Here is a 17,713-nt window from a genome sequence, read left to right as displayed (position 1 = left end):
ACCCCGGGTCGGGCTCGCCACATCCGGTGAGCCCGACCCGGGGCCGTTCCGCGAGTGGGTGCTACAACATGCCACTCGCCACGTTGTCGCCACCGTGTCGGCCGTCCGACGCGCCCCCTGTCTGGAGGACCACCCCATGGGCCGTTATCTGTTGAGACGGCTGCTCCAACTCGTGCCGGTCTTCATCGGCTCGACTTTCCTGATCTACTGGCTCGTCTGGTCGGTCCCGGGCGACCCGTTCGCCGGTAAGTGCGGCGAGCGCCGCTGCCCGGATCAGTACATCGCGTACATGACCGAGAAGTACCACCTGGACCAGAACGTCTTCGTGCAGTACGGCAACTACATGAAGAACCTCCTTCAGGGCGACTTCGGGCAGACGTTCTCGCAGCGCGAAATCGGCGACATCATCGCCACGGCGTACCCCAACACGCTGAAGCTGGCCCTGGTCGCGCTCGCCATCGAGGCCATCGTCGGCCTCGGCGCCGGCATCCTGACCGGTCTGCGCCGCAACGGCTTCCTGGACAACCTGGTCCTGGTCTCGACCCTCTTCCTGCTCGCGCTGCCGGTGTTCGTCGTCGGCTTCGTGCTGCAGTGGCTGCTGGGCGTGCAGTGGGGCCTCGTCAAGCCGACCGTCTCGTCGGAGATGCGGCTGTCCGAACTGATCGTCCCGGGCTTCGTGCTCGGTAGCGCGTCGGTGGCGTACATCGCCCGGGTGGCCCGCACGAGCATCGCGGAGAACCGCCGAGCGGACTACGTGCGCACCGCCATCGCCAAGGGCCTGCCGATGCGCCGGGTCGTGGGTGTGCACCTGCTGCGCAACTCGCTCATTCCGGTGGTCACCCTGCTCGGCACCGACCTTGGCGCGCTGATGGGCGGCGCGATCGTCACCGAGGGCATCTTCGGCATCAACGGAATCGGCCGCGAGGTCTACCGCGCGATCATCACCAAGGAGAGCGCTACGGTGGTCGGCATCGTGGTCGTACTGGTGGTCGTCTATCTGTTGATGAACCTGTTGGTCGACCTGCTCTACGCCGCCCTGGACCCGAGGATCCGTTATGAGTGACCCAAGCACCGCATCGATCGTCAGCACCCCCACCCCGCAGGCGACGGACACCCCGGCCGCCCCGGGGCCCCAGAGCAACGAGAAGCCGCGCGGTCTGCTCGGTGACGCCTGGCGCGACCTGCGCCGCAAGCCGCTGTTCTGGATCTCGGCGACGTTCATCGTCATCTTCCTGTTGATGGCGGCCTTCCCGTCGCTGTTCGCCCCGGGCGACGCGGTCAACGGCTCCCTGTCGCGCAGCCTCAACAAGGCGTCCGGGAACGCCTGGTTCGGGTACGACCTACAGGGCCGGGACGTCTACGCCCGGGTCATCTACGGTGCCCGCGCCTCCGTCGTGGTCGCCGTGCTCTCCGTGGTCGGCACCCTGCTGGTTGGTGGGACCATGGGCATCATCTCCGGCTACCTCGGTGGTTGGGTCGACACGCTGCTCAGCCGGATCGCCGACGTGTTCTTCGGGGTTCCGTTCGTGCTCGGCGCGATCGTCATCCTGACCACGTTCAACGGCTCGGGCACCAGCAACAGCAAGGCCGAGATCATGGGCCTGGTGACCGTCTCGCTGATCGTGCTGAGCTGGCCGGTCGTGATGCGGCTGATGCGCTCCTCGGTGCTCGCCACCCGGGAGGCCGACTACATCGTCGCGGCCCGCGCGCTGGGTGCCGGTAGCGGTCGGATCATCCTCAAGCACCTGCTGCCGAACTGTCTGGCCCCGCTGCTGGTCTACGGCACGATCATGGTCGGCTCGTTCATCGGCGCCGAGGCCACCCTCTCGTTCCTGGGCGTCGGCCTGAAGTCGCCGGTGGTGTCCTGGGGCATCATGATCAGCGAGGGCAAGGATTTCATCCGGGTCGCGCCGGGGCTGGTGTTCTTCCCCGCCGCCTTCCTCGTCGCCGCGGTGCTGAGCTTCGTGATGCTCGGCGAGGCGGTCCGCGAGGCCCTCGATCCGAAACTCCGCTAGGGGAGATCCAGTGTCCGACATTCTCGTGTCCGAGCAGTCCGCGCCGGGATCCGGCGGGTCCGGGCGTCCCTCCGGCCGGCTGCTCGAGGTCGACGACCTGCGGGTGGAGTTCCGTACCCGGGACGGCGTCGCAAAGGTCATCAACGGGGTCACGTACCACGTCGACGCGGGGGAGACCCTCGCCGTGCTCGGCGAGTCCGGCTCCGGCAAGAGCGTCACGGCGCAGACCATCATGGGCATCCTCGACACGCCCCCGGGTTTCGTCACCGGTGGGCAGGTCCGCTTCCACGGCAAGGACATGCTCCGCATGTCCGGCGAGGAGCGCCGCCGCATCCGCGGCGAGGGCATCGCGATGATCTTCCAGGACGCGCTCTCCGCCCTGAACCCGGTCTTCACCGTCGGGTTCCAGATCGCCGAGCAGTTCCGGGTCCGGCGGGGCATGGGTCGCGCCGACGCCAAGAAGCGCGCGATCGAAATGCTCGACCAGGTCAAGATCCCGAACGCCAAGGGCCGGTTCAACAACTATCCGCACCAGTTCTCCGGTGGTATGCGGCAGCGCGCGATGATCGCGATGTCGCTGGCGCTCGACCCCGAGGTGCTGATCGCCGACGAGCCGACCACCGCGCTCGACGTGACCGTGCAGGCCCAGATCATGGACCTGCTCGCGGAGCTTCAGCGTGAGCGGCAGATGGGCATGATCCTGATCACCCACGACCTCGGCGTGGTCGCCGACGTCGCGGACCGGATCGCCGTCATGTACGCGGGCCGCATCGTCGAGGAAGCCGACGTGTACGACCTGTACGCCAAGCCGGCGCACCCGTACACGATGGGTCTGATCGACTCGATCCCGCGTCTCGACGAGAAGGGGCAGCAGCTCCGGACGATCAAGGGCCTCCCGCCGAACCTGATGAACATCCCGCCGGGCTGCCCGTTCAACCCGCGCTGCCCCATGGCTCAGCCGGTGTGCCGGGAGAAGGTCCCCCCGCTGCTTCAGGTGGGCCACGCCCGGGCCAGCGCCTGCCACTTCGCCGAGGAGCTGGTGAACCGTGTCTGAGAACATCCTCGAGGTCCGTGACCTGGTCAAGCACTACCCCGTCACCCAGGGTGTGGTGTTCAAGAAGACCGTCGGTCAGGTCAAGGCCGTCGACGGGGTCTCGTTCGGTCTGCGGGCCGGCGAGACGCTCGGTGTCGTCGGCGAGTCCGGCTGCGGCAAGTCGACCCTCGCCCGGGTTCTGATGAACCTGGAGAAGCCGACCGCAGGCAGCGTGGTCTACAAGGGCCAGGACATCTCCAAGCTCTCCGGTGGGGCGCTGCGCCGGCTGCGTCGGCAGATCCAGCTGGTCATGCAGGACCCGTACACCTCGCTGAACCCGCGGATGACGGTCGGTGACCTGATCGGTGAGCCGTTCGAGATCCACCCGGAGGTGGCGCCCCGGGGCAGCCGCCGGGCCAAGGTCCGCGAGCTGCTCGACCTGGTGGGGCTGAACCCGGAGCACATCAACCGGTACCCGCACCAGTTCTCCGGCGGTCAGCGGCAGCGCATCGGCATCGCCCGGGCGCTCGCGCTGCGGCCCGAGGTGATCGTCTGCGACGAGCCCGTCTCGGCGCTGGACGTCTCCATCCAGGCCCAGGTGATGAACCTGCTGGAGAAGCTGCAGGGTGAGCTGGGCCTGTCGTACATCTTCATTGCCCACGACCTGTCGGTGGTCCGCCACCTGTCGGACCGCGTGGCGGTGATGTACCTCGGCAAGATCGTCGAGATCGGCACCGAGGACGAGATCTACGAGCGGCCGACCCACCCGTACACCCAGGCGCTGCTCTCGGCGGTGCCGGTGCCGGACCCGACCCAGCGGAACAACAAGACGATCATCCGGCTCACGGGTGACGTGCCGTCGCCGATCAGCCCGCCCTCGGGCTGCCGGTTCCGGACCCGCTGCTGGAAGGCGCAGGATGTCTGCGCCGAGCAGGTCCCGCTGCTGGAGATCCGCCGCGACTCGGACCACCCGAGCGCGTGCCACTTCGCGGAGCGGCGCGAGATCGTCGCCACCCACGAGGCGTGATCCACCGGAACCGCCTGCCGACGTCACCACGACGACGGCAGGCGGTTCTGTCTTTCCCGGCCCGCTGAGCGCCTCAGAGCGGGCCGCGGCCCGCTCGCAGCAGCAACAGCGCCAGTTGCGTACCGTCGGCGCCGAGCGCGAGCCGGAAGCGTTCCAGGATGTCCCGTTCCCGGGAGAGCACCAGCCGGGTGCCGCCGGAGGCCATCCGGGTCGCGCCGACCTCCCGCGACAGCGCGGCCCGCTCCTGCCAGAGCGTGATCAAGGCGTGGTCGATCTCGTCGATCCGCTCCCTGATCTGCACGATCCGCGCGGCGGCGGTCGGCTCCACCGTGCCGGTCCGCGCGTCGGCCGGTTCGCCGGACTCCATCGGAGGGCCCGCCTCCGGCACGCTCCCGTCGACCGAGGCCTGTGCCGGGTCCGGCCGTGCCGGGCCGCCGTTCTGCTCCACCACGTCTGTCATCATCGGGTACCTCTCGCGCTCTGGTGCCCCGTGCCCGCAACCCGGGACGAAAAAGCCCCGGACTCCAGGAGCCCGGGGCTTTTCGCAGGTCTGATCGATCAGGCGCGACCTACGGCAGCCGGACTCCCGGTGCCGTAGTAAAAGTAGTAGCGCGCTCCGATCACGCCGTCGAGTATGCCCACGCGGATGGCCGGCGCGCAAGGATTCGACGCGGTTCGTGACGCAGGGCCCGGCTGGCGGACGGGCCCCGCACCGGTCGGGAAGTGTCCGGCTGGCGGCATAGACTTGGCGCGCGATGCATCCTCTCTTCGACATCCCCGCGTCCCCGCCCGCGCCGGAGTCCGCGCCGGCCCGTCCGCACCGGCCTGGGCCGGCCGCCGCCCGCCTCGATCCGCGGCAACTGCTCGACGGGTTGAACGGGCCGCAGCGCGACGCGGTCAGCCACGCCGGTTCGCCGCTGCTGATCGTGGCCGGCGCGGGCTCCGGCAAGACCCGGGTGCTCACCCACCGGATCGCCTACCTGCTCGCCGCACGGGACGTCCACCCCGGCGAGATCATCGCCATCACGTTCACCAACAAGGCGGCGGGCGAGATGAAGGAGCGCGTCGCCGCGCTGGTCGGTCCACGGGCCCGGCTGATGTGGGTGTCGACGTTCCACTCCGCGTGCGTCCGCATCCTGCGCGCCGAGCACGAGCACGCCGGCCTCAAATCGACGTTCTCGATCTACGACGCGGATGACTCCCGCCGCCTGATGCAGTTGGTCACCCGGGAGTTGGATCTCGACCCGAAGCGCTACCCGGCGCGTGGGCTGGCCGCCCAGGTCTCCAACCTCAAGAACGAGCTGGTCGACCCGGAGCAGTTCGCCGCGCGGGCCAGCGGGCCCAACGAGCGGGCGCTCGCCGAGGCGTACACGCTCTACCAGCGCCGGCTGCGCGAGGCGCACGCGCTGGACTTCGACGACCTGATCATGACGACGGTGCACCTGCTCCAGTCCCACCCGCACGTGGCCGAGAGCTATCGGCGGCGGTTCCGGCACGTGCTCGTCGACGAATACCAGGACACCAACCACGCCCAGTACGTCCTGATCAAGGAGCTGGTCTCCGGCACCGACGGGCTGGACCCGGCCGAGCTGTGCGTGGTCGGTGACGCCGACCAGTCGATCTACGCGTTCCGGGGCGCGACGATCCGCAACATCCTGGAGTTCGAGCGGGACTTCAGCGACGCGCGGACGATCCTGCTGGAACAGAACTACCGCTCCACGCAGACCATCCTCAACGCGGCCAACGCGGTGATCGACCGCAACACGTCCCGCAAGCCGAAGCGGCTGTGGAGCGAGGCCGGCGACGGCGAGCGGATCGTCGGGTACGTGGCGGACACCGAGCACTCCGAGGCCGACTGGGTGGGCCGGGAGATCGACCGGCTGGTCGACGCCGACGAGACCCGCCCCGGTGACGTCGCCGTCTTCTACCGCACCAACGCCCAGTCCCGCGTCTTCGAGGAGGTGTTCATCCGCGCCGGCCTGCCGTACAAGGTGGTCGGCGGGGTGCGCTTCTACGAGCGCAAGGAGGTCCGCGACGCGCTGGCGTACCTGCGCTCGGTGGTCAACGACGACGACACCGTGAGCCTGCGGCGGGTGCTGAACACCCCACGCCGGGGCATCGGCGACCGTGCGGAGGCGTGCGTCGAGGCGCTGTCCAGCCGCGACCGGATCTCGTTCGGCGCGGCGCTGCGCCGGGCCCGTGAGGCGCCCGGCATCTCCACCCGGGCGGCCAACGGCATCGCCGACTTCGTGGCGCTGCTCGACGGCGCACGGGAGCTGGCCGAGACCGGCACCCCGGAGGAGGTGCTGGAGGCCCTGCTGACCCGCTCGGGCTACCTCACCGAGCTGGAGGAGAGCCTCGACCCGCAGGACGCCGGTCGGGTGGACAACCTCCAGGAGTTGGTCAGCGTCGCCCGGGAGTACACCGAGCGGATCGAGGCCCTGGGCGAGGACGGGGAGCGGGCCACCCTGGCCGGGTTCCTGGAGCAGGTCGCGCTGGTGGCCGACGCCGACCAGATCCCCTCCGACGACCCCGACCACCAGGGCGTCGTCACCCTGATGACGTTGCACACCGCCAAGGGCCTCGAGTTTCCGGTGGTCTTCCTGACCGGCCTGGAGGACGGCGTCTTCCCGCACCTGCGCTCGCTGGGCGACACCCGCGAGTTGGAGGAGGAGCGCCGACTGGCGTACGTGGGGATCACCCGTGCCCGACAGCGGCTCTACCTGTCCCGTGCGGTCACCCGTTCGGCGTGGGGGCAGCCGTCCTACAACCCCCCGTCACGCTTCCTGGAGGAGCTGCCGCCGGAGCTGGTGCGCTGGGAGCGCACCGAGGGGTCGTACACCTCGTGGGCTGGCGGGGGCGGCGGCGTCGGTGGCCGCGCGGACCGCGCGCCCGGCGGGCGCGGCACCTTCACCGGGGGTACGCCCAAGGCGGCTCAGCTCGCCCAGCGGCTCGGCGTGGACGGCAGTCGCCTGACCACGGCCAGCGAGCTGCCGCAGGGGCCGAAGGTGGCGGCCGGCGACCGGGTCAACCACCAGCGCTACGGCCTGGGCCGGGTGCTGGCCGTCGAGGGCCACGGCCCGGGTGCCCGCGCGCAGATCGACTTCGGCGACCAGACCATGTGGCTGGTCCTGCGCCACGCCCCGGTCGACAAGCTCTAACCCGCGCCGATCTTGCACTTTCGGTCGTCGACATCGGGGCTCATGCCCTTTTTGTCGCCACAGAAAGTGCAAGATCGGCGCAGGTGCGGGGTCAGCAGCCCAGGTCCACGCCTCGGGCGCGCATGAACGGGGCCGGGTCGATCTGGTTCCACATGCCCTGGTGCACCTCGAAGTGCAGGTGTGGGCCGGTGGCGTCGCCGGTGGCGCCCTCGTAACCGATCACCTGGCCGGCTTTGACCTTCTGGCCGACGGTGACCGCGATGCGGCTCTGGTGGGCGTAGTGGGTCAGGTAGCCGTTGCCGTGGTCGATGAAGACGGAGTTCCCGTACCCGTCGGCGGCGTCGCCGGCCTGGGTGACAGTGCCGGCCGCCGCGGCGCGGATGGGGGTGCCCGAGGGCAGCGCCAGGTCGATCCCGGCGTGCAGGGTGCCCCAGCGCTCGCCGTAGCAGGAGGTGACCGCGGCCCCGGGCATCGGGTCGACCCAGGCGGCCGTCGGCTTGGTGGTCTTCTTCGGCTTCGGCTTCGGCTTGGCGGTGGCCGTCTTCGTGGGCGACGGGCTGGCGGCGACGGCCGAGGGGCTCGCGGTCGGGCTGGCCGACGGGGAGGCGGGCGGGCTCGACTCGCGGGCCGAACGGTCGGCCCGGCTGGCGGCCTCGGCCCGGGACCGCGCGTCGAGCGAGACGGCGGTGGGCGCGGGCCGGTCGGGTCCGGTGGTGGCGACGGCGACCCCGCCCAGGCCGAGGGCGACCAGGCTGGCCGCGCCGAGCACGATGAGGCGGTTCCGCCGGCGGGCACGCCGAGGCTGCTCACCGGTGGTGTCGGGGGTGTTCTCGTTCTGGACGGGGCTGTCTTCCGGCACGGCGGACCTTCACAGTCGAGGGGCACTTGACCTCGAAATACTGGTGCCGGGCCGAGTCGGGCGATGGCCGGGACCGGACGCCCGGCCCGCCGGCCGCAGCCGGGACGGCCCGTTATGCGGCGTCCTGAAGCGTTCCGTCCGGATAAGTGATCATGCGGCCCGTGTGCTGGGCCACAGTCGACGCTGTGACCCAGGGAACATCAGCGCACGCAGAACCGCCCGGATCGACAGATCCGGGCGGTCAACGGTCAGTACGCAGCGTCAGGACGCGGCTACATCGCTGTAGATTGCCTCGACTTGCAGCTTGATGTCCACTCCGCGCTCCTGCAGGTACGGAACGGGGTCGATCGGTGCGCCCTTGACATGGAGTTCAAGGTGCAGGTGGGTGCCGTAGGCGTGACCGGTCTGGCCCACCAGGCCGAGCTGGTCGCCCGCCTTGACCTGCTGGCCCTCCTTGACGCTGAGCGCGGAGGAGTGGCCGTAGATGGCCTCGCTGCCGTCGGCGTGCTGCACGATCACGGCGTAGCCGTAGCCGCCGAACCAGCCGGCCTTGGTGACCAGCCCGTCGTGGACGGCCACGTAGGGCGTGCCCTCGGGGACGACCAGGTCGACACCGGTGTGCAGCTTGCCCCACCGCATCCCGTACGGCGAGTTGAAGTCGTAGCCCTGCAGCGGCAGCATCCAGACCTCGGGCTCGGCCGCTTCCTTGCCGCGGCTGTCCCGGGAGGCGCGCTCGGCGTTGTCCGCGCGGGCTGCGGCGTCCTGGCTGGTGACCGACGCCTGCTTGAGCTCGTCGAGCACCGACGGGCTGACGTCCTTGGCGTCCGGCAGGGCCGACGCGCCCAGCGCGACGATGCCCGCGCCGACGAACGCGGTGGTGACGACCGCCGCGTAACGGCTACGCGGGGGGGTGGGTACGCGGCGGCGGCCGCGATATCGATCGGGCTCAGACGACAGGCGCTGGCGCACGCACACCCTCCGTTGTCGGGGTTCCGAGGCGACCGGTGGACGTCCGTGAAGCTCGGATGAACGTCTGCCGACCGCGTCGTCACCCGTCCATGGACCTGATGACAACCGTGGACACGTTAGCCAACCACCAGGCGAGTCACAAGCCAGACCGCTGAATTGGCGTGTCGACTTGTCCGTTTGCGTCCGTGATTGTCATGCATCGTGCCGTCGAACGGTGCCCCCGTAACCACCCGTTCGTCGCCGAGCGTGACCGATCCGGCGGAGTCGTCCGGCTTGACGCCACGGCCGGGCGAGGGCGCTTGCCGCCGGGCGCGTCCGTGGTCGCCGGGATGACGGACGTGTTTCCAGCCCGGATTTCCCGGCCCCGGCCGGGCGGGTTACCGTTCGTTCAGGTGAAGGCCGTGGAGCCGGTGAAAGGTGTGCGCTGATGAGCTCTCGAATTCGGGTCGTCGTCGCGAAGCCAGGTCTGGACGGCCACGACCGCGGCGCGAAGGTCGTCGCCCGCGCCCTGCGGGACGCCGGGATGGAGGTCGTCTACACCGGCCTGCACCAGACGCCCGAGCAGATCGTGGAGACGGCCATCCAGGAGGACGCCGACGCGGTCGGACTCTCCGTGCTCTCCGGCGCGCACATGACGCTGTTCCGTCGGGTGCTGGAGTTGCTCACCGAGCGCGACGCGCGGGACATCGTCGTCTTCGGTGGCGGCATCATCCCGAACGACGACATCCCGGAGTTGGAGAAGCTGGGCGTCGCGAAGATCTTCACGCCGGGCGCCACCACCCAGGCGATCGTCGAGTGGGTCCGCGAGAACGTGGCGCAGCCGGTCTCCTGAGCGGCGGCGCGGTATCCGGGCACGGGGGAGGGGCCGGACGCACCCCTCACACGTCCGGCCCCTCTATGCACGATGCCCCGCCGCCACCCCTCGACCGACAGGGCATCGGCCGTCTCCCGTCATCGCGCTGTGCAGCGCTCCGACACCTGACTCAACGACGACCCCACGGCCGGGTTACGCACCCCTGCCAACATCGCCCGGACGGCTGACACCGACCCTGGCCTGGTCGGAACGGGTCGTGTCCCGACCGCCTCTGTGCATTACGGCACACCGCGCACCCGCTCGGTTGCCGGCCGTGCCCACCTCGCTAGGCTGCGGCCAATGGCCTGTTTCAACTGATGACAGGCGTCAAACTGTTTTCTGAACGCTGGTGGCGGCGCGACGGCGCGCCGCGGAGACGGGACGGGACGCGCAATCGTGGACCTGTACGAGTACCAGGGGCGGGACCTGTTCGAGCGGCACGGCTTGCCCGTGCTGGCCGGCGGCGTTGCCACGACCCCGGAAGAGGCCCGCGCGATCGCCGAACGCCTCGGCGGTCGAGTGGTCGTCAAGGCGCAGGTGAAGGTCGGCGGCCGAGGCAAGGCCGGTGGCGTCAAGCTCGCCGAGGGCCCGGATGAGGCGGTGGCCAGGGCCACCGACATCCTGGGCATGGACATCAAGGGTCACACCGTCCACAAGGTCATGATCACCGTGACGGCGGACGTGGCCGAGGAGTACTACTTCTCGTACCTGCTCGACCGGGCGAACCGCACCTTCCTCTGCATCGCCAGCGTGGCCGGCGGTATGGACATCGAGCAGGTCGCCGCCGAGACCCCGGACCGCGTGGTGAAGGCGCCGATCGACGCCAACACCGGTGTCGACGAGGCCAAGGCGCGGGAGATCGTCACCGCGGCCGGCTTCCCGGCCGAGGTCGCCGACCAGGTCGTCGAGGTGGCCGTCGGCCTGTGGCAGGCGTTCGTCGCCGAGGACGCCACCCTGGTCGAGGTGAACCCTCTCGCCAAGAACGGCGACGGGCGGCTGCTGCTGCTCGACGCCAAGATCACCCTGGACGAGAACGCCGCGTTCCGGCACCCGGACCACGAGGCCCTGGTCGACCAGGCCAGCGTGGACCCGCTGGAGCAGGCCGCCAAGGCCAAGGACCTCAACTACGTCAAGCTCGACGGCGAGGTCGGCATCATCGGCAACGGCGCGGGCCTGGTCATGTCGACCCTCGACGTGGTCGCGTACGCCGGTGAGCGGCACGGCAACGTCAAGCCGGCCAACTTCCTCGACATCGGCGGTGGCGCGAGCGCCGCGGTGATGGCGAACGGGCTGGAGATCGTGCTCTCCGACCCGGCCGTGAAGAGCGTCTTCGTCAACGTCTTCGGCGGCATCACCGCCTGCGACGAGGTCGCCAACGGCATCATCCAGGCGCTGGCCCTGCTCGAGCAGCGTGGCGAGAAGGTCACCAAGCCGCTCGTCGTCCGTCTCGACGGCAACAACGCCGAGGCTGGCCGGGCGATCCTGGACGGCGCGAACAACCCGCTCGTGCAGCGGGTGGACACCATGGACGGTGCGGCCGAGCGGGCCGCTGAGCTGGCAGCTGCGGGGGTCTGATCATGGCTATCTGGCTGACCAAGGAATCGAAGGTCATCGTCCAGGGGATGACCGGCTCCGAGGGCTCCAAGCACACCCGGCGGATGCTCGCCGCCGGCACCAACGTGGTGGGCGGCGTCAACCCGCGCAAGGCGGGCCAGAAGGTCGACTTCGACGGCACCGAGCTGCCGGTGTTCGCGTCCGTGGCGGACGCCATGGCCGAGACCGGTGCCGACGTCACCGTCATCTTCGTGCCGCCGCAGTTCACCAAGGCCGCCGTGGTCGAGGCGATCGACGCCGCGATTCCGCTGGCCGTGGTGATCACCGAGGGCGTGCCGGTGCACGACACCGCCGCGTTCTGGGCGTACAACCTCGCCCAGGGCGAGCGCACCCGAATCATCGGGCCGAACTGCCCGGGGATCGCCTCCCCGGGCGCGTCCAACGCCGGCATCATCCCGGCCGACATCACCGGCTCCGGCCGGATCGGCCTGGTCAGCAAGAGCGGCACGCTGACCTACCAGATGATGTACGAGCTGCGCGACATCGGCTTCTCCACCTGCGTCGGCATCGGTGGCGACCCGATCATCGGCACCACGCACATCGACGCCCTCAAGGCGTTCGAGGCCGACCCGGAGACCGACGCCATCGTGATGATCGGTGAGATCGGCGGCGACGCCGAGGAGCGGGCCGCCGAGTTCATCAAGGCCAACGTCACCAAGCCGGTGGTGGGCTACATCGCCGGATTCACCGCGCCCCCCGGCAAGACCATGGGCCACGCCGGCGCGATCATCTCCGGCTCGGCCGGCACCGCCGAGGCGAAGCAGGCGGCGCTCGAGGCCGTCGGGGTGAAGGTCGGCAAGACGCCGACCGAGACCGCGAAGCTGATGCGGGAGATCATGTCCGGCAACTGAGCCGGCAGGGCAACAGCGAAGGGGTCGACCGGAACCGGTCGGCCCCTTCGTCGTACCGCCGGCTCAGTCGTTGTTCCAGAACGGGTAGTTGCCGGTGAGACGCAGGATCGACCCGCCGATGATGTTGATCACGCCGAACGCGATGGCGAGGTAGCCGAGCACCGGCGACTGGCCGTTACGCCGCGCGTCCCGCAGTGACAGGTAACCGAAGATGATGCCGAGGATGCCGCAACAGATCAGGCCGAGGACGATGCCCAGCACGCCCCAGAGCGTGGTGCGGTCCCGGCCCCGGGCCGGCGGTGGCGGCGGGTATGTGGTCGTCACGACTACCTCCGGTCGGTCGTGGGCGGCGGGCGGACCCGGGCCGCGACCGGCGGATGAGACCCGATGGCGGCGACGGCCACCCCCCTCTGGGCCGAGGCTAGACCCGCGCGGGCCGTCCGGAACCCGGTTCGCCCAACTCGCCGCCGCTGAGGGCGCGTTAACGGACTGCCACAGCCCGCGCGACGTGCCAGAGTAGAGCGGATGTCCCCCGTCACCCCTGACCGTCCCAGCCGTGCCGGCGGCGTACGCGCCGACGACCGGCCGGTCGACCGCGCCCCGCCGCGCCGACGGGTGCCCGCGCCCCGCGCCGGTGGGTCGCCGCGCGGCCGGGCGCCGTTGCCCGTCGCCGCCGGGGTGGCCGCCGGCGGGGCCGCCCTCACCTCGTACCTGCCGGTGGCCATCGTGCTCGGCCTGGTCCAGTTGGGCGCGGACTCCACCACGCTGGGCGGCACCCTGCGCACCGCGTTGGCCGGTTGGCTGGTGGGGCACGGCGTCCCGCTGCACACCGAGGCGGGCCCGTTCGGGCTCGCCCCGCTGGCGCTGACCGTGCTCGCGCTGTGGCGACTCACCCGGGCCGGCGTGCACGTGAGCCGCGCGATCGGCGCCCGCGACAGCCGCTCACCGCGCCGGGCGCTGATCGCGGCCGGAGCGGTCGGTCTGGCGTACGCCCTGCTCGGCGCTCTCGCCGCGGTGCTGATCGGCGCGCACGGTCCACAGGTGTCCCCGGTGCGGGCGGCGGCCACGTTCGCGGTGGTCGGCACGCTCGGCGCGCTGGTCGGCGCGATCCGGATCACCGCCGTGACCCGGCTGCTCGTCGCCCGGATACCCGGCCCGCTGCGCGACGGCGTCCGCACCGGCCTGGTGGCCGCGCTCCTGCTGCTCGGCGCGGGGGCCGGCGCGGCCGGCCTGGCCGTGGCCACCGGGGGCGGCGACGCGGCGGACATGATCGGCGCGTACCGGACCGGCGTGGCCGGGCAGGCCGGGATCACCCTGGTCAGCATGGCGTACGCGCCGAACGCGGCGGTCTGGTCGACGAGCTATCTGCTCGGGCCGGGCTTCGCGGTCGGCGTCGACACGGCGGTGCGTACCAGCGAGGTGTCCGTCGGCGCGCTGCCGGCCGTACCCCTGCTCGCCGGCTTGCCGCGCGGCCCGGTGGACGGCCTCGGCGCCCTGCTGCTCGCGGTGCCGGTGCTGGCCGGGATGGTCGCCGGCTGGCTGCTCGCCCGCCGGCTGGCCCGCGTCGCCGGGCCGGAGCGCGCCCCGCGACGGTGGGCGGAGTTGCTGGCGCCGGCCGCGTTGGCCGGCCCGGTGGCCGGCGTGCTGCTCGGCGTCGCCGCCGCGGCCTCCGCCGGACCACTCGGATCGGGGCGGCTGGCGCAGCTCGGGCCGGTGGCCTGGCAGGTCGGCGCCGTGGCGGCCGGCGTCGTCGCGGTAGGCGCGCTACTCGGCGCCGCCGCCACCCGCGTACTGGCCCGCACCCCCCGCCCCACCCCCTGACCACCCCCGCCCTTCGGCTGATCAGGAAGTTGTTGTCACGACACGCCGAGGTGCGGGGCGACAACTTCATGATCAACGCGTGGGGGATCGAGGGTGGGAACGCCGCGGGGCGCCCCGGAGGAGATCCGGAGCGCCCCGACGAGAGGGTTGCCGATCAGGGCTCGGTCGGCAGGCTGAAGCTCCCGATGACGTTCAGCAGGAGCAGCAGGATGCCCAGGCCGACGCCGACCGCGCCGCAGATCAGACCGGCCTTGGCCTGGCCCGCGTTGCTGGCCTGGCCCTGGGCGACCTTCTGCTTGGCGAGGTAGCCGGTCACCACGGCGGCGATGCCCACCGGGATACCCAGGAAGACGCAGCAGACCAGCGGGATCGACGCGATGCCGAGGATCATCGACACCAGACCGAGGGTGTTGTTCTGCCCCTGGGCCTGCGGGTACCCGGCGTTCGGGTACGTCGGAGCGCCGTAGGGCGCCTGCGGCTGCTGCCCGTACGGGGCCTGCGGCGCGCCGTACGGGTCCTGCGGCGGCTGGCCGTAGGGCTGCCCCGGAGCGGGCTGGCCGTACGGCTGGCCCGAGGTGGGCTGCTGGCCGTACGGGGCGGCCGGCGGCGGGGCGTACGGGTCGTGCGGCGGCTGGGGTGCGGTCGGGTCGTTCGGCTGCTGGCCGTACGGGTCGTTCGGCTGCTGGCCGTACGGGTCCTGACCGGGATTACCGGGCTGCATTCGAGAGAACTCCTTGGTTGGATCCGTCAGTTGGTGCTGCTGTTCCCACTCATGATCGCGCCCAGGCCGCCCAACGCACAGCACAGCAACACGATGACAAGCCACGCGATGCCCACGATGAGGGCCCACTTCGACCACTTCCGCGACTCCGCGGCGGCGGCCTGGGCACCGGCGTAGTCACCCTGCTGCAGCAGCGGGTTGACCTTCGACGCGTTGATGATCGCCGGGATGGCCAGCGGCCAGAACAGGAAGATGGCGACGATCGACATCGTCATGTTGTTGTTGATCGGCGGCTGCTGCTGGGGGTGGGCGCCGGGGTGCATGGGGGTGCTCCTCATTCGATCGGCACGCTCGCCGTGCCGGATTACTGACAGGGGTGCGGGCCGGCGCGGTGTCCAGCCCGAGCGACCGGCAGCGTACCGGTTCGATGCTCGTCCGCACCGGCACAGAATCGGCGCGCCGCCCGGTCGAAGGTCGTTCGTGACCTGCCCGATAGGGTGTTGCGGTGACCGAGCCCGCGTCCGTCGCCCGCATCGTCGTCCTCGTCTCCGGCTCCGGGAGCAACCTCCAGGCCCTGCTGGACGCCGCGGTCGATCCCGCGTACGGCGCCCAGGTGGTGGCGGTCGGCGCGGACCGCGACGGCATCGCGGGCCTGGACCGGGCCGAGGCCGCCGGGGTGCCGACGTTCGTCGAGCGGGTCCCGGATCACGACAGCCGGGAAGACTGGGACCGGGCGCTCACCGCGCACGTCGCCAAGCACCAACCGGACCTGGTCATCTCCGCCGGGTTCCTCAAGCTGGTCGGCCCGCACTTCCTCGCCGCCTTCGGCGACCGCTACCTGAACACCCACAACACCCTGCTGCCGGCGTTTCCCGGCATCCACGGCCCGCGCGACGCTCTCGCCTACGGCGTGAAGCTCACCGGGGCCACGCTGTTCTTCGTCGACGCCGGCATGGACACCGGGCCGATCGTGGCGCAGGTCGCAGTGCCGGTGCTGGACGACGACGACGTGGACACCCTCACCGAACGCATCAAGGAAGCCGAGCGCCGCCAGCTCGTCGAGCAGGTCGGTCGGCTGGTCCGCGAAGGCTGGACCATCACCGGAAGGAAGGTCACGGTTCCGTGAGTCCCACTCAGGACGGGCGTCGCCCGATTCGGCGGGCGCTGGTCAGCGTCTACGACAAGACCGGGTTGGTCGAGCTGGCCCAGGCCCTGCACGCGGCCGGTGTGGAGATCGTGTCCACCGGCAGCACGGCGGGCACCATCGCCGCCGCCGGGGTGCCGGTGACGCCGGTGGAGACGGTGACCGGGTTCCCCGAGGTGCTCGACGGCCGGGTGAAGACCCTGCACCCGAAGGTGCACGCGGGCCTGCTCGCCGACCTGCGCAAGGACACCCACGTGGCCCAGCTCGACGAGCTGGGGGTGGCCGCGTTCGACCTGCTGGTCTCCAACCTCTATCCGTTCCAGGCGACCGTCGCCTCCGGGGCCGGCGTCGAGGAGTGCGTGGAGCAGATCGACATCGGCGGCCCGGCCATGGTGCGCGCCGCCGCCAAGAACCACGCCTCGGTCGCCGTGCTCACCGACCCGGCCGGCTACCCGGCGCTGCTCGGCGCGCTCGACGAGGGCGGCTTCACGCTGGCCCAGCGTCGCGCGCTCGCGGCCCGCGCGTTCGCCGACATCGCCGAGTACGACGTGGCGGTCGCCCAGTGGTGTGCCCGTGAGCTGGCTCCCGCCGACGACACCTGGCCGGCGTTCGCCGGTTCGGCGCTGCGCAAGTCGACGGTGCTGCGGTACGGCGAGAACCCGCACCAGCCGGCCGCTCTCTACGTCGACCCGGACGCCCCGGCAGGGCTGGCTCAGGCCGAGCAGTTGCACGGCAAGGAGATGTCGTACAACAACTACGTGGACGCGGACGCCGCCTGGCGGGCCGCGAACGACTTCGCCGACCAGCCGGCCGTGGCGATCATCAAGCACGCCAACCCGTGCGGCATCGCGGTGGGCGTGGACGTGGCCGAGGCGCACCGCCGGGCGCACGCCTGCGACCCGGTGTCGGCGTTCGGCGGTGTCATCGCCGTCAACCGGCCGGTCTCGGTCGAGATGGCCCGGCAGGTCGCGGACATCTTCACCGAGGTGGTGGTCGCCCCCGGCTTCGACGAGGGCGCGGTCGAGGTGTTGCAGGGCAAGAAGAACATCCGGCTGCTGCGCGCGCCCGCGTGGACTCCGGCTGCCGTCGAGTGGCGGTCGGTGACTGGCGGCGTGTTGACCCAGGCCGCCGACCGGGTGGACGCCCCCGGCGACGACCCGGCGAGCTGGCAGTTGGCGACCGGTGAGCCCGCCGACGAGGAGCTGCTGCGCGACCTGGCGTTCGCCTGGCGGGCGGTCCGCGCGGTGAAGAGCAACGCGATCCTGCTCGCCAAGGACGGCGCGACCGTCGGGGTGGGCATGGGTCAGGTCAACCGCGTCGACTCGGCGCAGCTCGCGGTCAGCCGCGCCGGCGCCGACCGGGCCCGTGGCTCGGTGGCCGCCTCGGACGCGTTCTTCCCGTTCGCCGACGGCCCGCAGATCCTCATCGACGCGGGCGTCCGCGCCATCGTCCAGCCCGGCGGCTCCATCCGCGACGAAGAGGTAATCGAAGCGGCGAAGAAGGCCAACGTAACGATGTACCTGACGAAGACCCGCCACTTCTTCCACTGACCCACCCCACCCCGCCCCGCCCCGCCCCGCCCCGCCCCGCCCCGCCCTGCCCGCGTCGATCATGGAGTTGTGGTGCCCCGCAAAAGGGGCGCCGG

17 protein-coding genes are annotated in these 17,713 nt (G+C 71.2%); 11 read left to right on the top strand and 6 right to left on the bottom strand.

Annotated features, from left to right (window positions below):
• Nucleotides 1–136: 136 nt before the first annotated feature.
• From AB0I89_RS15560 to AB0I89_RS15545, 4 genes are read left to right on the top strand one after another with little or no spacing between them, the layout of a single operon-like run.
• Complete coding sequence (locus AB0I89_RS15560) at nucleotides 137–1,063, top strand: ABC transporter permease (protein WP_357126265.1); 927 nt, start codon at nucleotides 137–139, stop codon at nucleotides 1,061–1,063.
• Nucleotides 1,056–2,015 carry an ABC transporter permease gene (locus AB0I89_RS15555; RefSeq protein WP_357126262.1) on the top strand — a complete coding sequence of 320 codons (960 nt, stop codon included), beginning with the start codon at nucleotides 1,056–1,058 and terminating at the stop codon, nucleotides 2,013–2,015. The genes AB0I89_RS15560 and AB0I89_RS15555 overlap by 8 nt, the downstream gene beginning before the upstream one ends.
• A 25-nt stretch (nucleotides 2,016–2,040) precedes the next feature.
• The gene (locus tag AB0I89_RS15550) at nucleotides 2,041–3,069 is read left to right on the top strand and encodes an ABC transporter ATP-binding protein (RefSeq protein WP_357126580.1); all 1,029 of its coding nucleotides are present in this window, start codon (nucleotides 2,041–2,043) and stop codon (nucleotides 3,067–3,069) included.
• Nucleotides 3,062–4,075: a dipeptide ABC transporter ATP-binding protein gene (locus AB0I89_RS15545; RefSeq protein ID WP_355050671.1), complete on the top strand. Its 1,014-nt coding sequence runs from the start codon at nucleotides 3,062–3,064 to the stop codon at nucleotides 4,073–4,075. The genes AB0I89_RS15550 and AB0I89_RS15545 overlap by 8 nt, the downstream gene beginning before the upstream one ends.
• Before the next feature lie 73 nt (nucleotides 4,076–4,148).
• On the opposite strand, the gene AB0I89_RS15540 is transcribed toward AB0I89_RS15545, so the two are convergent.
• A complete protein-coding gene (locus AB0I89_RS15540; RefSeq protein WP_357126577.1) occupies nucleotides 4,149–4,442 on the bottom strand; it encodes a chorismate mutase in 294 nt (97 codons plus the stop codon).
• Between the two features lie 388 nt (nucleotides 4,443–4,830).
• Here AB0I89_RS15540 and pcrA point away from each other — a divergent pair, with 388 nt between their 5' ends.
• Entirely contained in the window at nucleotides 4,831–7,236 is a 2,406-nt protein-coding gene (gene pcrA / locus AB0I89_RS15535; protein ID WP_357126258.1) for a DNA helicase PcrA, read from the top strand.
• A gap of 91 nt (nucleotides 7,237–7,327) precedes the next feature.
• Here pcrA and AB0I89_RS15530 read toward each other — a convergent pair whose 3' ends face one another.
• Together AB0I89_RS15530 and AB0I89_RS15525 are read right to left on the bottom strand one after the other, a co-directional pair.
• The gene (locus AB0I89_RS15530) at nucleotides 7,328–8,095 is read right to left on the bottom strand and encodes a M23 family metallopeptidase (RefSeq protein ID WP_357126255.1); all 768 of its coding nucleotides are present in this window, start codon (nucleotides 8,093–8,095) and stop codon (nucleotides 7,328–7,330) included.
• A 261-nt stretch (nucleotides 8,096–8,356) separates the two neighbouring features.
• The gene (locus tag AB0I89_RS15525; protein ID WP_357126252.1) at nucleotides 8,357–9,064 is read right to left on the bottom strand and encodes a M23 family metallopeptidase; all 708 of its coding nucleotides are present in this window, start codon (nucleotides 9,062–9,064) and stop codon (nucleotides 8,357–8,359) included.
• A 427-nt stretch (nucleotides 9,065–9,491) separates the two neighbouring features.
• On the opposite strand from AB0I89_RS15525, the gene AB0I89_RS15520 reads away from it, so the two are divergent.
• From AB0I89_RS15520 to sucD, 3 genes are all read left to right on the top strand, one after another.
• Complete coding sequence (locus AB0I89_RS15520) at nucleotides 9,492–9,896, top strand: cobalamin B12-binding domain-containing protein (protein WP_357126249.1); 405 nt, start codon at nucleotides 9,492–9,494, stop codon at nucleotides 9,894–9,896.
• Between the two features lie 417 nt (nucleotides 9,897–10,313).
• Complete coding sequence (sucC, locus tag AB0I89_RS15515; protein ID WP_357126246.1) at nucleotides 10,314–11,492, top strand: ADP-forming succinate--CoA ligase subunit beta; 1,179 nt, start codon at nucleotides 10,314–10,316, stop codon at nucleotides 11,490–11,492.
• A 2-nt stretch (nucleotides 11,493–11,494) separates the two neighbouring features.
• Nucleotides 11,495–12,382, top strand: a complete 888-nt coding sequence (sucD, locus tag AB0I89_RS15510; RefSeq protein ID WP_357126243.1) for a succinate--CoA ligase subunit alpha — start codon at nucleotides 11,495–11,497, stop codon at nucleotides 12,380–12,382.
• A 63-nt stretch (nucleotides 12,383–12,445) separates the two neighbouring features.
• On the opposite strand, the gene AB0I89_RS15505 is transcribed toward sucD, so the two are convergent.
• Nucleotides 12,446–12,706 (bottom strand): DUF4190 domain-containing protein, encoded by a 261-nt coding sequence (locus tag AB0I89_RS15505; RefSeq protein WP_357126240.1) that lies wholly within the window; start codon nucleotides 12,704–12,706, stop codon nucleotides 12,446–12,448.
• A gap of 201 nt (nucleotides 12,707–12,907) precedes the next feature.
• On the opposite strand from AB0I89_RS15505, the gene AB0I89_RS15500 reads away from it, so the two are divergent.
• A complete protein-coding gene (locus tag AB0I89_RS15500; protein ID WP_357126237.1) occupies nucleotides 12,908–14,203 on the top strand; it encodes a DUF6350 family protein in 1,296 nt (431 codons plus the stop codon).
• A gap of 154 nt (nucleotides 14,204–14,357) precedes the next feature.
• Here AB0I89_RS15500 and AB0I89_RS15495 read toward each other — a convergent pair whose 3' ends face one another.
• Together AB0I89_RS15495 and AB0I89_RS15490 are read right to left on the bottom strand one after the other, a co-directional pair.
• Nucleotides 14,358–14,924, bottom strand: a complete 567-nt coding sequence (locus tag AB0I89_RS15495) for a DUF4190 domain-containing protein (RefSeq protein ID WP_357126234.1) — start codon at nucleotides 14,922–14,924, stop codon at nucleotides 14,358–14,360.
• A 26-nt stretch (nucleotides 14,925–14,950) separates the two neighbouring features.
• Nucleotides 14,951–15,262 (bottom strand): CD225/dispanin family protein, encoded by a 312-nt coding sequence (locus AB0I89_RS15490; protein WP_355050660.1) that lies wholly within the window; start codon nucleotides 15,260–15,262, stop codon nucleotides 14,951–14,953.
• Between the two features lie 167 nt (nucleotides 15,263–15,429).
• Here AB0I89_RS15490 and purN point away from each other — a divergent pair, with 167 nt between their 5' ends.
• A complete protein-coding gene (gene purN / locus AB0I89_RS15485) occupies nucleotides 15,430–16,050 on the top strand; it encodes a phosphoribosylglycinamide formyltransferase (RefSeq protein WP_355050659.1) in 621 nt (206 codons plus the stop codon).
• Nucleotides 16,047–17,618, top strand: a complete 1,572-nt coding sequence (purH, locus tag AB0I89_RS15480) for a bifunctional phosphoribosylaminoimidazolecarboxamide formyltransferase/IMP cyclohydrolase (protein ID WP_357126230.1) — start codon at nucleotides 16,047–16,049, stop codon at nucleotides 17,616–17,618. The genes purN and purH overlap by 4 nt, the downstream gene beginning before the upstream one ends.
• Nucleotides 17,619–17,713 lie beyond the last annotated feature (95 nt).

Origin of the sequence: Micromonospora sp. NPDC049801 (assembly GCF_040656575.1) — a bacterium.
Taxonomy (GTDB): domain Bacteria; phylum Actinomycetota; class Actinomycetes; order Mycobacteriales; family Micromonosporaceae; genus Micromonospora.
Note: the sequence above shows the minus strand (reverse complement) of the source record. Positions and strands in the feature narration are given on the sequence as shown.

Coding starts and splice junctions, on each gene's coding strand:
- AB0I89_RS15560 (WP_357126265.1), top strand. CDS start 137: ATGGGCCGTTATCTGTTGAGACGGCTGCTCCAACTCGTGCCGGTCTTC.
- AB0I89_RS15555 (WP_357126262.1), top strand. CDS start 1,056: ATGAGTGACCCAAGCACCGCATCGATCGTCAGCACCCCCACCCCGCAG.
- AB0I89_RS15540 (WP_357126577.1), bottom strand. CDS start 4,442: ATGGAGTCCGGCGAACCGGCCGACGCGCGGACCGGCACGGTGGAGCCG.
- pcrA (WP_357126258.1), top strand. CDS start 4,831: ATGCATCCTCTCTTCGACATCCCCGCGTCCCCGCCCGCGCCGGAGTCC.
- AB0I89_RS15520 (WP_357126249.1), top strand. CDS start 9,492: ATGAGCTCTCGAATTCGGGTCGTCGTCGCGAAGCCAGGTCTGGACGGC.
- sucD (WP_357126243.1), top strand. CDS start 11,495: ATGGCTATCTGGCTGACCAAGGAATCGAAGGTCATCGTCCAGGGGATG.
- AB0I89_RS15500 (WP_357126237.1), top strand. CDS start 12,908: ATGTCCCCCGTCACCCCTGACCGTCCCAGCCGTGCCGGCGGCGTACGC.
- AB0I89_RS15495 (WP_357126234.1), bottom strand. CDS start 14,924: ATGCAGCCCGGTAATCCCGGTCAGGACCCGTACGGCCAGCAGCCGAAC.
- AB0I89_RS15490 (WP_355050660.1), bottom strand. CDS start 15,262: ATGAGGAGCACCCCCATGCACCCCGGCGCCCACCCCCAGCAGCAGCCG.